Source organism: Bordetella genomosp. 6, from assembly GCF_002119705.1.
Lineage (GTDB): Bacteria > Pseudomonadota > Gammaproteobacteria > Burkholderiales > Burkholderiaceae_B > Bordetella > Bordetella bronchiseptica_F.
Genome location: NZ_CP021107.1, coordinates 310,234 through 323,247 on the forward strand (window position 1 = coordinate 310,234; position 13,014 = coordinate 323,247).

Consider the following 13,014-nt stretch of genomic DNA (forward strand, 5'->3'; position numbering starts at 1 on the left):
AAGTCAGCGGGTGCCAGTCCCAGCGGGGACAGACACGCCGGAAATCAGCGGGTGCCAGTCCCCTGCGGGGACAGGCACCCGGGTATCGGGATTACATGCGCTCGATGTTCTCCTGGATGATCACGTCGCCCCACTTGCGGATCTCGTCGCGGTAGAAGCGGGTGAACTGGGCGTGGTCCTGCGGCGCGACCACGTAGCCCATGTCTTCCAGCTTCTGCTTCATGGCGGGCTTGGCCACTTCCGCGACGAGCCTGGCCGATATGCTGTCGACGATGGGGGCGGGCGTGCCGGCCGGCATCATGAGCCCGGTCCAGCCGGCGATCAGCATGTCCGGCAGGCCCTGCTCGCCGGTCGTCGGCACCGAGGGGAATTCCTTGACCCGCTCGCTGGAACTCACCGCGAGCAGCTTCAGGCGGCCGGCATGGATGAACGAGCGCGACTCGCTCAGCGTGGTGAAGATCAGGTCGAGCTGGCCGCCGACCAGGTCATTGAGCGACGGCGCGCCGCCCTTGTAGGGGATGTGGTTGAACTTCGCGCCGGTCAGGCGCTGGAACAGCACCAGGGCAAGGTGCGGCGGAGTGCCGAAACCGCTGGATCCGACGTTGAGCACTTTCCCCGCTTTCGCCGCCTTGATGATGTCCTGTACGTTGTTGTAGGGCGAGTTGGTGGGTACGGCCATGCCCATGGGCGTGGTGGCGAACAGCGCGACGGGGATCAGGTCTTTCTCGGGGTCGAACGGCAACTGCTTGAACAGCGTGGCGTTGACCGCCAGCGTCGACGATACCGCCAGCCAGGTCAGGCCGTCGGGCTTGGCGCGCGCCACGTAGGCGATGCCGATGTTGGTGTTGCCGCCGGGCTTGTTCTCGATGACGACCGGCTGCTTGAGTTCGCGCCCCATGGTTTCGGCCACGGTCCTGGCCATGGTGTCGATCAGGCCGCCGGGCGGAGCCGGCACGACGTAGCTGATAGGCCCCTGCGGATAGCCGTCGGCATCCGCGGCCAGGGCCTGGGACGGGCCGAGCGCGACCAGGGTTGCGGCAAGTAGCGTGCTTCTGATGAGCCTGTGCATGGTTGTCTCCTTTGGGGGGCGCGCGGCCGGCGTCCTTGCCACCGGCCGCCGCCCGGGCTAGTAACGCAGGACGCTGCTTCCTATCCAGCCCGGCAGCTGGTCACGGCGCGCCGGGGCGAATATCTCGTAGTACACCGCACCTTGCGGCCCCACCGCGGTGGCGGCGTGGCGCGAGCCGGGGGGAAAGAACACCAGGTCGCCCGGCCGGCACACGACGGTCTGCTCGTCGATCACCAGCGTGACTTCGCCGGAGATCATGACCAGCATCTGTTCGTTGTCGTGCCAATGCGTCTTGCCGTCGAACACCGCATCCGGCGCCGTCTCGACGCGCACGGCGGACATCTGTTCGGCGCAGACCGCCTGGCGCACCGAGCCGGCGCGCATGCCCGCGGCCTTGGGCAGCGAATTCCAGTCGATCAGGCTCATTTCTTCATCCCATGTCCGGCGCCGATGGCGGGTTCGCCCTTCCAGGCATGCGCGGCGACGAAATCCCAGTCGATCTCGAAGCCCAGCCCGGGGCCCTGCGGCGGCTGCACCAGGCCGTTTTCCAGTTTCAGGTCGTAGCTGGCCAGCCTGGTCATCAGGTCGTTGTGGGTGATGTCCCACTCGAACATGGCCGGGTGCGGCAAGGCCGCCACCAGGTGCAGGTTGGCCGCCACCGTGATGATGTCGTTGAAGGTGTGCGGGTTCCATGCCAGGTGCGCGGAGGAGGCCGATGCCGCGATGGCCAGCGCCTCGGTGATGCCGCCGGCGCGGCTGGCGTCGGCCTGCAGCACGTCGATGGCGTCGTTGCGGATGTAGTCGTTGAAGGCGTTGCGCGTGTAGAGGTTCTCGCCGGTGGCGATGCGCACCGGCGTACCCTGCGCGCGCAGGATGCGGTGGCCTTCGATGTCGTCGATGGACAGGGGTTCCTCGAACCAGTAGCAGCCGGCTTCGTCGAGAATGCGCAGCATGGCCAGCGCGTCGTGGCGGCCCAGGCTCTGGTTGGCGTCGACCAGGATCTCCACGTCCGCGCCGACGCGCTGGCGCATGGCGCGCAGGTTGGCCGCGTCCTTGCGCGGCGCGCGGCCGACCTTCAGCTTGGCGGCGGTAAAGCCTTGCTCGACCCAGCCGGCCAGTTCGTCGGCCGCCTGTTCGGGCGTCAGGTCCCAGTAGATGGAGCTGGCGTAGGCGCGCACGCCGCGCGTATGGAACTTGCCGCCCAGCAACTGGTGGATGGGCTGGTTCATGACGCGGCCCTTGAGGTCCCACAAGGCGATGTCCACGCCCGACATGGCGGCGATGCCTACCGAGCGGTGGCCCAGGTTGCGCGATACCTCGCCGTGGAAGACCTTGTGCCACAGATAATTGATGTTGGCCGGGTCTTCGCCGATGAGCTGCGGGCCGATGACGTCCTCGATGGCGCGCTTGAGCACGGCCAGGTCGTAGGGGCCGGACGGCGAGCCCACGCCGGTCACGCCCTCGTCGGTGCGCACCTCCACCAGGATCATCTGGCGGTTCAGTTTCAATCCGGCGCCCGACTCGACGCGCATGCGCTCGGGAATCGGCGTGCTCAGTGCATGGGCCTTTACTTCGGTGATTTTCATGTGGCGGGTCCTCGACGGTGGCCGTGTGGTGTTGATGAAGGGAGTTCAGACGCTGTTGATCATTCCGCCGTCCACGCGCAGGACGGACCCGGTGATGAAGGCGGCGCGCCGGCTTGCCAGAAAGGCCACGGCATCGGCGTATTCCTCGGGCAGGCCATAGCGGCCGACCGGGATGCCGGCCGTGCTCTCGGCCGCCACGTCCTCGACGCGGCGCGCTTCGCGAGTGGCCTTCTGCTGGTCCAGATAGGCGATACGGGGGGTGGCGATGCGCCCGGGGACCACGATGTTGGCGGTGATGCCATGGCGGCCCACTTCGCGGGCCAGCGTCTTGGACCAGCCGACCAGCGTCATGCGCAGGGCGTTGGACAGGCCGAGGTTCGGGATCGGCGCAATGACGCCAGAGGAAGCCGAGGTGATGACCCGGCCCCAGCCCTGGCCGATCATGCCGGGCAGCACGCTGTCGGTGATCGCGATGACCGACAGCACCATTTCGTGGAACTTCCGCGCCCACAGTTCGGGCGCCTGGCCCGAGACCGGCGTGGGAGGCGGGCCGCCCGTGTTGTTGACCAGGATGTCCACCGCCCCGAAACGCGCGGCGATGGCTTGCAGGCGTTCGCCGATGATGCCCAGCTCGCCCAGGTCCCATTGCAGGGGCAGCGCGCGCCGGCCGGCGTCGTCCAGGCTGGCGCACACGCGCCGCAGCGCGTCCTGGTCGATATCGGCGAACACCACATTGGCGCCCTCGTCGAGCAATTGGCGGCCGATCGCGCTGCCCAGCCCGCCGCCCGCGCCGAACACCAGCGCCGTCTTGCCCTCGATCCTCAAGTCCATGATTCGTCCTGTGTTGAGACCTAGTGTTTAGGAATTATAGTGTTCTAAACAGTTGGCGCGCAACAGGCGAAATGAAAAGCGGGGGCGCGGCCGGCCCGGCCTCAGCCGTCAGGCCAGCGTCGCCAGGTAATCCTTGCCCCGCTTGATGATGGTGCGCAGCGCCTTGAGGCCCTTGCGCTTGTCGCGCTGCGCCAGCGCGGCCACGATGTCTTCGTGGTCCTTGATGGCGCTGTCGAGATTGCCGCTTTCCTTGAGCTGCTGGAGATTGCGGTTGGCCATGATGCGGCGCATCGGCCCGCGCAGGGCCTGCACCATGTGCTGCAGGGTATTGTTGTGGGCCGCCTCGGCCAGCGTGAGGTGGAAGGCCTCGTCGGCGGCCAGGAATGCGCCGCTGTCCAGGCGCGCCGCGCGCATGGCGCGCGTGATCTCGCGCAGCCTGGCCAGCTGTTCGCGCGTGACGCGCTGCGCGGCCAGGTCCAGGATGGCGCTTTCGATGTATTCGCGCGCCTCGATGAGGTCGGCGTATTCCTCGGTATCGTCCACGGCCAGCGTCCACGGCGTGCCGTGCTGCCTGTCCGGCGCCAGCACGAAGGTGCCCACGCCGTGGCGGGTCTCGAGCAGGCCGCGCGCCTGCAGGATGCGTATGGCCTCGCGCACCGTCATCATGGAGACGTCGGCCGACGCCGCAAAGCTGCGCAGGGACGGCAGCATCGTATCGGGGGGCCACTCGCCGGAAAGGATCTTCTGGCTGATCTGCTCGACGACTTCGTCAACGACGCTGACGCGGCGCACTTTTTCCATGGGTTCTGCCAAACAAGAAAATATGGTCGGATTGTAGTGTGCAATCACTGGATTGCTAGAGTTCTAAACACTATAAGACTATACTGGCCGGACACGAACGATCACGGGATGACGAGCATGCGGGATTCACGCCACATCGATTGCGACAGCGCGCAGCACTTCACCGCCCGCCTGTTCGAGCGCAACGGCCTGGAAGCGGACAAGGCCGCCGCGGTGGCGCGCTCGCTGGTGCGCGCCGACATGATGGGCCACGACAGCCATGGCCTGGCGCTGGCTTCGTGGTACCTTGACGCACTGGCCGATGGGCAGATGAGCAGCCAAGGCACGCCCGGGACGGTCGCGGACCGCGGCGCCTGCTTCGCCTGGAACGGCAATCGCCTGCCGGGGGCGTGGCTGATCGAGCGGGCGATGGAGGCGGGCGTGGAGCGCGTGCGCACGTACGGCTCGGCCACCTGCACGATCGCCAACAGCTTCCATGCGGGCGCGCTGGCCGTGTACCTGGAGCAGCTGACCGCGCAGGGCCTGCTGGCCATCCTGACCTGTTCCGGCCCGGCCTCGCGCGCGGTGGCGCCTTTCGGCGGCACCGAAGCGCTGTTCTCGCCCAACCCGCTGGCCGCCGGCATCCCCACTTCGCAGGCGCCCATGCTGATGGACATCAGTTGCTCCATCACCACGACCAACCGCACCCGCCAGCTGGCCAGGCAAGGGCGCGCCTTTCCGGCCGCCTGGGCGCTGACCCGGGAAGGCGAACCCACCGACGATCCGCGCCAGGTCGTCGACCATGGCGGTTCGCTGCTGCCGGTGGGCGGGGTGGACCACGGGCACAAGGGCTATGCCATGGCGCTGATGGTCGAGGCGCTGACGCAGGGGCTGTCGGGCTATGGGCGCCATGCGGGGCCCACCGGCATCGTGACCAATATCTATCTGCACATCCTCGATCCCGAGGCGTTCGGCGGGCGTGCCGCGTTCCTGCGCGAAACCGACTGGATGGCGGCGTCGTGCACGGCGAATCCGCCGCGGCCCGGCGTATCGGCGGTGCGCGTGCCGGGCCAGCAGGCGCAGGCGCGCCTGGCGGCCGCGCGCGCGCAGGGGTTGCGCATCGCCGCCGGCCTGGCGGCCGAGCTGGACCAGTATGCGGCGCGCGCGGGCGTGCGGCCGCCGTGGAGCGCGGGGGGCTGAACAGGCCATCCCCCGACCCGGGTGCCTGTCTCCGCGGGGACAGGCACACGCACGGGCAGGTGCCAGTCCTCATGTGGGACAGGCACCCCGTCATAGGCTGGAGCGGTTGACGGTCAAGACGGTGTCCGTCCCCTCGTGGGGAACAGGCACGCCGAGCAACGGCCAGGCGACCGATGCCGCATGTTCGACCAGGTAGTCGTGGAAGGCGGCGGTGGCGGGCGAGGGCGTGCGCCCTGGCGGCGTGATCACGCCGATTTCGCGCAGCGCGGCCGGCCGCAGCGGCAACAGGCGGCAGGCGTCCAGGTCCAGCCCATAGAGCGAACTGCGCGGCTGGATGCTGACGCCCATGCCGGAGGCGGCCAGCGCGACCAGCGAGGCCGTGCCGGTCAGCTCCTGCGCCGGCGCGGCGGCGATGCCGGCGGCGCGAAACAGGGTTTCGAGCCGCTCGCGCAGGTCGACGCCGCGCGGGTTGAGCAGCAGCGGCCGCCGCGCCAGCAATCGCAGGCTGGCGCTGGCGCGGCGACGGAACAGCGCATCGGCGGCGGGCACGACGGCCAGCAGCGGCTCCTCGAACAGGGAACGAAACCCGACGTCCTCGTTGCGGGGGCTGCGCGAGGTGACGGCTATGTCCACCGCGCCTTGCTGTATCTGTTCGTGGGCGCGGCGCGAGTCGGCGTCGTGCATGCGGATGCGGATGCCCGGAAAGCGCGCCTGGAAAGCCCGCATCAACGGCGGCAGGAAAGTCGCCGCCAGGGAGGGCAGCACCGCCAGGACGATGACGCCTTTCTGCAGCCGGCCTTCGTCGCGCAGTTGCGCCAGCACCCGCGCCAGCTCGCGTCCGGACAGCGAGAACACCTGTTCCAGGCGCCGGCCTTCGTCGGTCAGCCGCACGGTGCGCGTATCGCGGTGCAGCAACTTGACCCCCAGCGCGGCCTCCAGCTGCTGCACCTGCACGCTCAGCGCCGATTGCGAAATATGCAGCTGCGCCGCGGCGGCGCGAAAGCTGCCGCGGTCGGCGACCGCCGCGAAACTGGCCAGCTGATTCAGGTTGATGCGCCGCAGTACGCCCAGCCAGCTTTCGTCCACTGATCGTCTCCGGTTATCAGTCGTTGCAAATATACCGTTTGTGGGCATGCCGCGGGCGTGCCTAACATGCCTTCGCAGCGCGCATCGACGCGCATCGAGGAGACAGAGGCCATGACATCCCGTGACGGCGTACGCCGCCCGCAGGCGGTATCGACGCGACGCCTGCAAGGCGGGCTTTCCCTGGCGCGGCGCCGCGTGGCGCGCGCCTTCCTGCTGGCCACCGCGGGCCTGCTGGCCTGGCCGGGCGCGCAGGCGGCTGGCCAGGCCGCGGCATATCCGGCCAAGCCGGTCACGATCATCGTTCCGTATGGCGCGGGATCCAGCACCGACATCCTGACCCGCGTGCTGGCCAAGCACGTCTCGGCGCAGCTGGGCCAGCCGGTCATCGTCGAGAACAAGGCGGGCGCGGGCGGGGCGGTGGGCAGCGCGCAGGTGGCGCATGCCGCGCCCGATGGCTACCAACTGGTGATGGGAACGATTTCGTCGCACTCGATCAACCAGTCGATGATGAAGAACCTGCCGTACGACGTGCTGCGCGACTTCGCGCCTATCTCCCTGGTGGCCTATTTCCCCAACCTGCTGGCCGTCAACCGCGACCTGCCGGTCTCGAACCTGGCCGACGTGGTGAAGCTGGCCAAGCAGCGCGGCGGCCTGAACTTCGCCACCGGCGGCATCGGTTCGTCGGGCCAGATGGGCGGCGAACTGCTCAAGCTGCGCACCGGCGCGCCGCTGAACCATGTGCCCTACAAGGAAGTGGGGCAGGCGGTGGCCGACACGGTGGCCGGCCACGTGCCGCTGCTGTTCTACCAGGTGCCGGCGCTGGTCTCGCAGATCCAGAGCGGCCAGCTCAAGGCGGTGGCGGTGCTGGCGCCCGAGCGCACGCCCTTGTTGCCGGACGTGCCGACCTCCACCGAACAGGGCATTACGGATTTCGACGCCACGGCCTGGATGGGGCTGTTCGCCCCGGCCGGCACGCCCGCGCCGGTGGTGCAGCGGCTCAACGCGGCCGTCGCCGCCGCGGCGCGCGATCCGGCGCTGCAAAAACAGCTGGCGCCGCAAGGGTTCACGATGGTGGGCAATTCCCCCGAGGAGTTCCGCGCCTTCGTGCGCAAGGATATCGACAAATGGGCGGAGGTCGTCAAGGCGACCGGCGCCAGCATCCAGTGAGGCAGATTTTGTCCGGCTACCAGACGATGGCGTTGAGGGAGGTCGCGCATTCGCGATCGGGCGAGAAGGGCAACAGCAGCATGGTGTCGGTCATCGCCTATGATCCGGCCGACTACGAACTGCTGCGCGAACAGGTGACGGTGGAGCGCGTGCGCGAGCTGTACGGCCCCATCGTCAAGGGCGGCATCGCGCGCTACGAGGTGCCGCGCATCGGCGCGCTCAATTTCGTCATGGACGAAGTGCTGGAAGGCGGCCGTTCCCGCACGCTGGCGTTCGAGGAATCGGGCAAGGCCCTGTCGTCCCTGATGCTGTCGCTGCCGGTGCGGGTGCCCGACGGCTACGTCGGCCGCGCCGCGCGCGACCAGGACAGCCCGCCGGCGCCGGCGCCCGGCGCGGGCGCGCGCGGCGGCCGGTCGGTCCGGCTGGGCTCGGCCACGGCGTGGTCGCGCGACCGCTTCGAGCCGGCGCTGGACCTGGTCGAGCGCGGCGGGGTGGACTACCTGTGCTTCGAAACCATGTCCGAGGTGACGATGAGCGCGGCGCAGGTCGCGCGCCTGGATGCGGACAGCGCCGCCGCCTACGACCCCTACCTGGTGGCCCGGCTCGAGCCGGTGCTGGCGGCCTGCAAGGCCAAGGGCATACGCATCATCAGCAACCAGGGCTGGCTGGATCCGCGCGGCGCGGCGCGCCGGATCAAGGAGCTGGCCGCGCAGCTGGGCATTGCCGACCTGAAAGTGGCGGCGGTCAGCGGCGGCGAACTGAGCGGATGCATCGCCGACCTGGGGCTGCGCTACAGCGAGGACGGCGAGCCGGTCGAACGCAGCCGCGATCGCATCGTTTCGGCCGAGGCCTATCTGGGATGCGAGGGCATCGTGCGCGCGCTGGCCGACGGCGCCGATGTGGTGCTGACCACGCGCGTGGCCGACGCCTGCCTGTACCTCGGGCCGCTGGCGTTCGAGTTCGGCTGGTCGCTCGACGACCACGAGCAGATGGCGCGCGGCATGATCATCGGCCATCTCATGGAGTGCGGCGCGCAGCTGTCGGGCGGTTATTTCGCCGATCCCGGTTACAAGGAGGTGCCCGGGCTGGAGCGCCTGGGCAACCCTATCGCCGAGGTGTCGGAGCACGGCATCACGCTGAGCAAGCTGCCAGGCTCGGGCGGGCTGCTCACGCCGGCCACGTGCAAGGAGCAGCTGCTCTACGAAGTGGCCGACCCGTCGCGCTACCTGGCGCCGGATTGCGTCACCAACCTGGGCGCGGTGGATTTCGTGCAGACCGCGCCCGACGAGGTGGCCGTGCTCATCCATGGCGAGGCGGGCCAGCCGCGTCCGCCCACGCTCAAGGCCCTGGTGGGCCTGCGCGAAGGCTACATGACCGAGGAGATGGTCATTTTCGCCGGTCCGGGGGCGCTGCGGCGCGCCCGCATGACGCAGGACATCCTGGAGCGGCGCTTCCAGGCCATCGGCCTGGAAGCGCAGGAGCTGCGCTTCGACTACCTGGGCATGAACGCCGTGCACCGCGAGGCCACCCCCGCGCCGGCCTGCGAACCCTATGAGGTCATCCTGCGCGTGGCGCTCAAGACGCGCGAGCGGCAGGAGGCCGAGAAGCTGCGCAAGGAGATCGATCCGCTGGCCGTCAACGGCGTGTCGGGCACCGGCAAATGGGCCACCAGCGCCAGCGGTTCGCGCGTGCGCTCGGTCATCGGGCTGAACTCCTGCCTGGTGCCGCGCGAACAGGTCGACATGCAAGTCACCCTCTATTGATCATCAACCACTACCTGCCGAGGCGGGGAGGATCCGTAACATGCGACCCATCGCTGCTGCATTCGCACTTGGCCTGCTGGCGTTTCACGGCGCGGGCGCCGCGGCCGAGGACGGCTGGCCGGCCCGCAAGGCGCTGACCATGGTGCTGCCGGCCGGCGCCGGCGGCTCGTCCGATCCGCTGGCCCGCCTGCTGGCGCTGGAAATGGGCCAGCGGCTGGGCCAGACCATCGTGGTGCAGAACCGGCCGGGCGCCGGCGGCAACGTGGGCATGGCCCAGGCGGCCCGGGCGCAGCCCGACGGCTACACCATGGTGATCTCGTGGACCGGTCCGCTGGCGACCAACCTGGCGCTGTACAAGGACGTGGGCTACGACCCGCGCGCCGACTTCGAACCGGTGGGCATGGTGGGCTGCACGCCCAACGTGCTGGCGGTCAGCGGCGACTTCCCGGCCAACAGCCTGGCCGAGTTCGAGGCCTACGCCAAGACGAAAAAGAGCAAGCTGAGCTACGGCACCACCGGCGTGGGCAGCTCCTGGCACATCGCCGGCGAGATGCTCAGCCGCGAGATGGACAACGGCCTGGTGCACATTCCCTACCAGACCCCCGGCGCCGCGTTGACGGACATGAAGGCCGGCCGGCTCGACGCCATCTTCCCGGTGGTGCCGATGACGGTCGGGCACGTGCGGGCCGGCGACATGAAGGTGCTGGCCGTGTTCTCGACGGAGCGCGCCTCGGTGCTGCCGGATGCGCCCACCACGGTCGAGCAGGGCCGCGCGGACCTGATCAGCGACACCTGCTTCGCGCTGCTGGCGCCCAAGGGCGTGGACGCCGCCGCGCTGGCGGCGATGAACAAGGCGCTCAACGAGGTGCTGCGGGATCCGGGCGCGCGGCCGAAGATCGAGGCCATGGGCATACAGATCCGGGCGGGCGCGCCGGCGGCCCTGGCGCAGTACCTGGATTCGGAAATCCCGCGCCAGGCCCGGCTGGTGCAGGCCTCGGGCGCGACCGCGCAGTAGCGCCCCGGCGCTCAGCGCGCCGCGGCCTCCGGGCCCGGCGCGCGCGCCGGCGGCAGCGCCTTCCAGGTGGAGGTGGCCATGGCCAGCGGCTCGCCTTGCGCGTCGGTCAGGGTCGACTTCAGGAACGAGATGCTGCGCCCGCGCTGCAGGAATTCGCCGCGGCAGTACATCGTGCCCTGGCGCACCGCCTTCAGGTATTGGGTCTTCATTTCCAGCGTCAGGCCGGCGCCCTGCGTGTGGTGAAGCAGGTGTCCCATGGAAATGTCCATCACGGTGGCGATGATGCCGCCGTGCAGGCTGCCCTGCGGATTGAACAGGAAATCCTGGGGTTCGAAGACGATCAGGCACTGGCCGTCGGGGTAGCTGATGTCCAGGCCCAGCAGGCGGGCCAGGAAGAACTGCCCGAACTCGGGGCGCTGGGTGCGCAATGCGTCCTGGAAGGCGCGCAGGGCGGCGCTTTCGTCCATCGATGATTCTCCTCAGTTGCTGGTGGCGTGGGTGCGTATGATGCCGCGCGCGGCCAGCTCCGCCACGCGTTCGGGCCGCAAGCCGGCATATTCGCACAGGATGGCCGCCGTATGCTCGCCCAGCAGCGGGGGCGCGCGATGCGCCGCCGCCCCGGCCCCCTCGAAGCGGAACGGGCTGGCGATGTTGCGCACCTGGCCGGCGCTCGGGTGCGGCATGTCGAACACCATGCCGCGCGACACCAGCTGCTCGGCTTCGCAGACCTCGGCCACCGAGCGTATGTCGCCGCATGGCACGCCGGCCTCGCGCAGCGCGGCGATCCAGTACGCGCGCGGCTTCTCGGCGATCAGGGCGGCGATGCGCGGCACCAGTTCCGCGCGCAGCGCGACGCGGTCGGCGGCGCGCGCATAGCGCGGGTCGCCGGCCAGGTCGGGGCGCGCGATCACGCCGCAGAACAATTGCCAGAACTTGTCGTTGGCCACGCCGATGTTCAGCCAGCCGTCGGCGGCCTGGAACGTCTCGTACGGGGCGATGGTCGGGTGCGCGTTGCCGCGCCGCGTGGGGCTGGCGCCGGTGGTGAAGTAGATGCCGGCGTTGAACGTCAGCAGCGATGCCATGCAGTCGAGCATGGCGATGCCGACATGGCGGCCTTGCCCGCTGGTGGCGCGTTCCAGCAGCGCCGCCGTGATGGCCTGGGACGCGAACTGGCCGGTGATCAGGTCGGCGATGGAGGTGCCGATCTTGGTCGGCAGGCCGGCCGGGTCGCCCGTGATGTCCATGATGCCCGATTCGCCCTGGATGATCAGGTCGTAGCCGGGCCGCTGCGCGTCGGGGCCGCTGTCGCCGAAGCCGGTGATCGAGCAGCTGACCAGGCGCGGGTTGGCGGCCCGCAGCGCCTCGTATCCGAGGCCGAGCCGCTCCATCGTGCCGGGCCGGAAGTTGTCGATGATGACGTCGCTGGCGCGCGCCAGGGCGCGCACCAGTTCCTTGCCTTCGGGTTGCTTGAGGTCGATGGCGCAGCTGCGCTTGTTGCGGTTGACCGAAAGGAAATAGGCGCTCTCGCCGCCGCTGAACGGAGGCCCGAAGGCGCGGCTGTCGTCGCCATGGACCGGCTCTTCTATCTTGATGACTTCGGCGCCCAGGTCGCCCAGCAGCATGGTGCAGAACGGGCCCGACACCACGCGCGTCAAGTCCAGGACGCGCACTCCGCGCAGCGGCGACATGGTCAGCCCACCATCGCGTCGGCCAGCGACTTCATGTCGTCGACCCACAGGTCGGGCTGGTGCGGCGTGCCGCCGAACGGGCGCTTGCGGCGGTCGATGAAGGCGCTGTGCATGCCGGCCGCTTTGGCGCCCAGGCAGTCGAACGCGTGGTTGGCCACGAACAGCACTTCATCCATGCGCACGCCTTCGATCTCGGCGGCCTTGGCGTAGGTGGCCACATGCGGCTTGAACGAGTTGGCCTCGGCCACCGAGATGACGTTGTCGAACGGAATGCCGTGATGGCGCTTGGCCGTTTCCAGCATGTCGCGGTCGCCGTTGGACAGCACCACGATGCGGTAGCGGGTCTGCAGGCGAGCCAACGCCTCGGGCACGTCCGGAAAGGGCTTGAGCTGTTCGATGCAGCCGACCAGGTAGCGCACTTCGTCGGCGGTGTGCGCGATGCCGGCGCGCTCCAGCGTGTAGGCCACGGCGCGGTGGCCGATTTCCCGGTAGGGCGTGTGCTCCTTGTGCAGCAAGGCGTCGATCATCGAATTCTCGAAGTGCGTGCGGCGCCACCAGGTCACGAACGAGTTGGGGTTGCCGGTCCAGCCCTTTTCCTTGAGGTAGGGGGTGGCGATCTCGACCAGCCCTTTCTGCATGTCGACCACCGTTCCGTACTGGTCGAACATCACTACCTTGATCTTTTGCTTGAGAGTCTCTGCGGTCGCCATGTGGTTTCTCCTGGTTGGCGTGAAAGCGCGTGTGTCGCGGCCCCGCCATCTTCGGGTCCCTCCATGTATTCGTCCAATGGATAATCATTATGGAATTATTATTTATGTCAATAATTGCT

Annotated in this window: 13 protein-coding genes; 4 read left to right on the top strand and 9 right to left on the bottom strand. The window is 68.9% G+C overall.

Translation table 11 applies throughout. The annotated features are described in order from the left end of the window. Positions 1-91: 91 nt before the first annotated feature. The 5 genes from CAL11_RS01480 to CAL11_RS01500 all read right to left on the bottom strand — a co-directional run bounded on the left by CAL11_RS01480 (position 92) and on the right by CAL11_RS01500 (position 4,287). Positions 92-1,069: a Bug family tripartite tricarboxylate transporter substrate binding protein gene (locus CAL11_RS01480; protein WP_086091947.1), complete on the bottom strand. Its 978-nt coding sequence runs from the start codon at positions 1,067-1,069 to the stop codon at positions 92-94. A 57-nt stretch (positions 1,070-1,126) separates the two neighbouring features. Beyond that, positions 1,127-1,495, bottom strand: a complete 369-nt coding sequence (locus CAL11_RS01485) for a cupin domain-containing protein (protein WP_033468489.1) — start codon at positions 1,493-1,495, stop codon at positions 1,127-1,129. Further along, positions 1,492-2,655 (bottom strand): mandelate racemase/muconate lactonizing enzyme family protein, encoded by a 1,164-nt coding sequence (locus CAL11_RS01490; RefSeq protein ID WP_086091948.1) that lies wholly within the window; start codon positions 2,653-2,655, stop codon positions 1,492-1,494. Before CAL11_RS01490 ends, CAL11_RS01485 begins: the two co-directional genes overlap by 4 nt. A 45-nt stretch (positions 2,656-2,700) precedes the next feature. Beyond that, a complete protein-coding gene (locus tag CAL11_RS01495; RefSeq protein ID WP_086091949.1) occupies positions 2,701-3,486 on the bottom strand; it encodes an SDR family oxidoreductase in 786 nt (261 codons plus the stop codon). A 108-nt stretch (positions 3,487-3,594) separates the two neighbouring features. After that, on the bottom strand, positions 3,595-4,287 hold the full coding sequence (locus CAL11_RS01500; RefSeq protein ID WP_230590509.1) for a FadR/GntR family transcriptional regulator: 693 nt from the start codon (positions 4,285-4,287) through the stop codon (positions 3,595-3,597). 117 nt (positions 4,288-4,404) lie between these two features. Here CAL11_RS01500 and CAL11_RS01505 point away from each other — a divergent pair, with 117 nt between their 5' ends. Beyond that, entirely contained in the window at positions 4,405-5,466 is a 1,062-nt protein-coding gene (locus tag CAL11_RS01505) for an Ldh family oxidoreductase (protein ID WP_244172897.1), read from the top strand. A gap of 90 nt (positions 5,467-5,556) precedes the next feature. On the opposite strand, the gene CAL11_RS01510 is transcribed toward CAL11_RS01505, so the two are convergent. Then, positions 5,557-6,552: a LysR family transcriptional regulator gene (locus tag CAL11_RS01510; RefSeq protein WP_086091951.1), complete on the bottom strand. Its 996-nt coding sequence runs from the start codon at positions 6,550-6,552 to the stop codon at positions 5,557-5,559. A 111-nt stretch (positions 6,553-6,663) separates the two neighbouring features. Between CAL11_RS01510 and CAL11_RS01515 the strand changes: the two genes are divergently transcribed. The 3 genes from CAL11_RS01515 to CAL11_RS01525 are packed head-to-tail and all read left to right on the top strand — an operon-like array spanning position 6,664 to position 10,497. Next, positions 6,664-7,719, top strand: coding sequence for a Bug family tripartite tricarboxylate transporter substrate binding protein (locus CAL11_RS01515; protein ID WP_086094492.1), 1,056 nt, complete (start codon positions 6,664-6,666; stop codon positions 7,717-7,719). Beyond that, positions 7,716-9,482, top strand: a complete 1,767-nt coding sequence (locus CAL11_RS01520; protein WP_347876363.1) for an acyclic terpene utilization AtuA family protein — start codon at positions 7,716-7,718, stop codon at positions 9,480-9,482. The genes CAL11_RS01515 and CAL11_RS01520 overlap by 4 nt, the downstream gene beginning before the upstream one ends. Positions 9,483-9,522: 40 nt before the next feature. Continuing rightward, complete coding sequence (locus CAL11_RS01525) at positions 9,523-10,497, top strand: Bug family tripartite tricarboxylate transporter substrate binding protein (protein WP_086091953.1); 975 nt, start codon at positions 9,523-9,525, stop codon at positions 10,495-10,497. Between the two features lie 11 nt (positions 10,498-10,508). On the opposite strand, the gene CAL11_RS01530 is transcribed toward CAL11_RS01525, so the two are convergent. The 3 genes from CAL11_RS01530 to CAL11_RS01540 are packed head-to-tail and all read right to left on the bottom strand — an operon-like array spanning position 10,509 to position 12,895. Further along, on the bottom strand, positions 10,509-10,964 hold the full coding sequence (locus tag CAL11_RS01530; RefSeq protein ID WP_086091954.1) for a PaaI family thioesterase: 456 nt from the start codon (positions 10,962-10,964) through the stop codon (positions 10,509-10,511). Between the two features lie 12 nt (positions 10,965-10,976). After that, on the bottom strand, positions 10,977-12,185 hold the full coding sequence (locus CAL11_RS01535) for a CaiB/BaiF CoA transferase family protein (RefSeq protein WP_086091955.1): 1,209 nt from the start codon (positions 12,183-12,185) through the stop codon (positions 10,977-10,979). Positions 12,186-12,187: 2 nt separating this feature from the next. After that, a complete protein-coding gene (locus CAL11_RS01540; RefSeq protein ID WP_086091956.1) occupies positions 12,188-12,895 on the bottom strand; it encodes a haloacid dehalogenase type II in 708 nt (235 codons plus the stop codon). Between the last annotated feature and the right edge of the window lie 119 nt (positions 12,896-13,014).

Coding starts and splice junctions, on each gene's coding strand:
- CAL11_RS01480 (WP_086091947.1), bottom strand. CDS start 1,069: ATGCACAGGCTCATCAGAAGCACGCTACTTGCCGCAACCCTGGTCGCG.
- CAL11_RS01485 (WP_033468489.1), bottom strand. CDS start 1,495: ATGAGCCTGATCGACTGGAATTCGCTGCCCAAGGCCGCGGGCATGCGC.
- CAL11_RS01490 (WP_086091948.1), bottom strand. CDS start 2,655: ATGAAAATCACCGAAGTAAAGGCCCATGCACTGAGCACGCCGATTCCC.
- CAL11_RS01495 (WP_086091949.1), bottom strand. CDS start 3,486: ATGGACTTGAGGATCGAGGGCAAGACGGCGCTGGTGTTCGGCGCGGGC.
- CAL11_RS01500 (WP_230590509.1), bottom strand. CDS start 4,287: ATGGAAAAAGTGCGCCGCGTCAGCGTCGTTGACGAAGTCGTCGAGCAG.
- CAL11_RS01505 (WP_244172897.1), top strand. CDS start 4,405: ATGCGGGATTCACGCCACATCGATTGCGACAGCGCGCAGCACTTCACC.
- CAL11_RS01515 (WP_086094492.1), top strand. CDS start 6,664: ATGACATCCCGTGACGGCGTACGCCGCCCGCAGGCGGTATCGACGCGA.
- CAL11_RS01525 (WP_086091953.1), top strand. CDS start 9,523: ATGCGACCCATCGCTGCTGCATTCGCACTTGGCCTGCTGGCGTTTCAC.
- CAL11_RS01530 (WP_086091954.1), bottom strand. CDS start 10,964: ATGGACGAAAGCGCCGCCCTGCGCGCCTTCCAGGACGCATTGCGCACC.
- CAL11_RS01535 (WP_086091955.1), bottom strand. CDS start 12,185: ATGTCGCCGCTGCGCGGAGTGCGCGTCCTGGACTTGACGCGCGTGGTG.
- CAL11_RS01540 (WP_086091956.1), bottom strand. CDS start 12,895: ATGGCGACCGCAGAGACTCTCAAGCAAAAGATCAAGGTAGTGATGTTC.